At 63.5% G+C, this 1,648-nt stretch carries 2 protein-coding genes; both read right to left on the bottom strand.

What is annotated here, in order from left to right:
- Positions 1-850: transcription antitermination factor NusB (locus tag WBM93_RS12920; protein WP_424432274.1), on the bottom strand; the 850-nt coding region annotated here is incomplete at its 3' end.
- 120 nt (positions 851-970) lie between these two features.
- Positions 971-1,648 (bottom strand): M48 family metalloprotease (locus WBM93_RS12915; protein WP_424432273.1); only part of this gene is annotated, 678 nt, incomplete at its 5' end.

Here is a 1,648-nt window from a genome sequence, read left to right as displayed (position 1 = left end):
CTTCGGCCTGCAATTTGGTGCGCTGGAGATTGTCCTGAAAGCGCTCCATTCTTTTGGCGTTGTTATCGACCGACACGACTTTCCAGCCGGCACTGGCCAGCTGCATGGTCTTGCCGCCGGGGGCTGCGCAGAGGTCGAATATCGTCCGGCCCTCGCCTTCCCCGAACAGGCGCGCCGGAATCGAGGCGGCCAGATCCTGTACCCAGAAAGCGCCGTCATCAAATCCGGCGAGCTCGGTGATTGGATGACTTGGAAGCATCCTGAGATGTTTCGGGGCCAGTTTCTCGCCTTCCAGAGTGCCGTTGTCATCGGATTGGAAGCTGAGGTCGAGCGGCGCAGGCTTGGCCCATGCCCGGCAAGCAGCATTGGCGACATCCTCGCCCCAGTTGTTAGTCCAGCGGTCCAGCGTTTCGCCCGGAATTTCGGGAAATTCGGGCAGTTTCAATGCGCCCGACTCGACGCCGCGCATGACCGTTGAGAACACGCCGTGGACCAGACGGCGCGGGCCACCGTGGACCAGCGGCAAGGCGGTGGAAATCGCGGCGTGCTGCGGGGTGTCGAGGATCAGCACCTGCGCCAAAGCAATGCGCAGCGCCATCCGCGCCTTGGCATCATCGGCAAGCCGGTTGCGGGTCGCGCTGTCGATCATCGCGTCGAGCGCGGTCATCCAGCGCAGCACATTGGCGGCAATATTGTGGGCCAGCGCCTTGTCCGACGGATTGGACAATTTTCCGGTCGCGGCGGCCATCGCCTGATCCAGCGTCTCGCCGCGCCGGCAAACGGCGTCGAGCAGGCGAATGGCGGACTGGCGCGTAGCGAGACCGGGGATGGCGTTGTTGGGTTGGTTCATCCGCGTCGCTTTAGCGACACAATGGGGTCATGCGAAGCAATTTAGTGGTTTTGCGCGCAATCGGTTCAACAGCTCTCGAACGATTCGGGCCGAAACCCTGTCGCAATCAGCGTGCCAACCCTACCTCGTCGGATCCAGCGCGCTAGGCTTACGCAAACGCCCCATGTCGCCAATTTCATCGGGCCGGGTGGACCAGCCGCCGGAGCCGCCTCCCAGACCGCCGCCACGCGCTATTTCCTGCAAAGCCGCGATCCGGTCTTCGGTGGCGGGATGGGTGGAGAACATCTGGCGGACGCCGGCGGGCACGATGTAAAGCTGGGCCGCTGCCGGGTTGCGCTCGGCGACCGGGTTGGGGATGCGGGCCGCTTCGCCGGAAATCTTGCCAAGCGCAGAAGCCAGCGACAGGGGTTTGCCGCTGATCTGCGCGGCGGCGGCATCAGCGCCGAATTCGCGGGTGCGGCTGATCGCCATTTGGACGATCATCGCCGCAAAGGGCGCGATCAGAACGGCCATGATCCCGGCTATGCCGCGGTTGCTGCGGAAAAACATCCCGAAATTGGCGAGCATCGACACCGCACCGGCAATCGTCGCGACCATGGTCATGATCAGCGTATCGCGGTTCTTCACATGGCCGAGTTCGTGTGCCATCACCCCCTCGATCTCGTCATGGCTGAGCATTTTGAGCAGACCAGTGGTCGCGGCCACCGCAGAATGTTCGGGATCGCGGCCGGTGGCAAAGGCGTTGGGCTGGGCCTGGTCGACAATATAGACTTTCGGCATCGGCAGCCCGGCGCGCTG

The sequence above is a fragment of the Parasphingorhabdus sp. genome (assembly GCF_049667325.1).
Taxonomy (GTDB): domain Bacteria; phylum Pseudomonadota; class Alphaproteobacteria; order Sphingomonadales; family Sphingomonadaceae; genus Parasphingorhabdus.
This window is presented reverse-complemented; position numbering and strand designations above follow the sequence as displayed.